Source organism: Sutterella sp. (assembly GCF_052272535.1).
GTDB lineage: Bacteria > Pseudomonadota > Gammaproteobacteria > Burkholderiales > Burkholderiaceae_F > Sutterella.
The window spans coordinates 1-1,244 of sequence record NZ_DAVZJY010000367.1 but is presented as its reverse complement, the minus strand read 5'-3'; the positions used below and the strand labels follow the sequence as shown (position 1 = coordinate 1,244).

Annotated in this window: 1 protein-coding gene; it reads right to left on the bottom strand. The window is 52.3% G+C overall.

Features of this window, described 5'->3' with window-relative positions; genetic code table 11:
- On the bottom strand, nucleotides 1-1,201 hold a 1,201-nt coding region (locus ACT6Y9_RS11030; RefSeq protein ID WP_443744565.1), incomplete at its 3' end, for a transposase.
- Between the last annotated feature and the right edge of the window lie 43 nt (nucleotides 1,202-1,244).

Genomic DNA, 1,244 nt, shown 5'->3' with positions numbered 1-1,244 from the left:
TTCGGCAACTAACTTGACAGACACCGCTTTCCACGTTAAGGGGACTGAGAGATGCGTAATTTTTGGTGATGTCGAACACCTGCTCGATGTCCTGACGAACATAATAGTGTTCAAGTAGATGTTCAGCCTTGATTTTTATGGTTGAAAGCAAGACGAATGTTCCCTGCGTCCACATCTGAGCATGCAGTTCCTTCTGGTTGATGCGTTCGCCAACGTTGCGTGCGATCAGTTGCCGACGTTCGATCTCCTGCATAGTTTTGTCGCGGCCGATGTAAGCATAAAGTTGCATTGTTTTGTATTCAACCGGAACGCACTTTATGTAAACATGGCGCCTATTGAAAAAACGATTGCTTCTGTCTGTCGCCAAATGACCTTCCGTCTCAAGGTCATCAAGCTCGTTTTCCATCAGTTCTTTATAGACCGAACGATTGGCCGGGCAGCGGGTGATAAAGGAAATCTTCTTGTCATACAGCTCATGAAGTCCTTCATCAGAGACGTAACCAGCGTCCAGAATAGCGAACTTTGTGTTGACTCCTAATGCTTTGAGTTCTCGGATCGTCGTCACCAAAGTCGAGGTATCCACCACGTTGCCGGGAACATAGCGCATGTAGATCGGCAGTCTCGTCCCCTGCTGTACCACATAGATCAGACGAACCTCCTCGGAAATCACGCCGTTGTGATTGTTCGTGGCAGTGAGCGGAAAACGGATGCTGTTCGGGACGCCAGTGCTGTCGATGAGGATGTTCTCGCCCTCACGGTTCTTCGCGCCCAACCACCCGAGGTAGCAATTGAAGAAGGCGCGCATGGAGTCTTCCCGTCCGATCGCGGCAAGTAGGTCGCTGATGCGTTGAGACGAGAGGTTGGCGTTGGGGTAGAGGATGCGCGCATAGCTCCCTTCCCAGCAACATGCAGCATGGGCGTTGCTGCGCTTCTCCAACATGTAGTAGAGGAGAAGCGCATAGACCGAATCGGGGTTTCCGTAGGCGATGGCATCAATCGCCTCATTGAGTTTGTACTTCCCGATCAGGGCGTCGAGCAGGAAGGCGTCGCCGAAATCGACAAGCAACTCCTCTCGGGCGTTCTTTCGGCGCACGTTCGGCACGAACGATTCAGGAGCCTTGCCGAACGAATCCGACTTGAGGTCGTACGTAAAGACTCCGCGCTCTCGGGATTGGTAGATGCCTCGCTCGGCATCGAGCACTCGCCCTAGATAATGAACGCGTTTCTTTAGGGGCTTCGTGCAT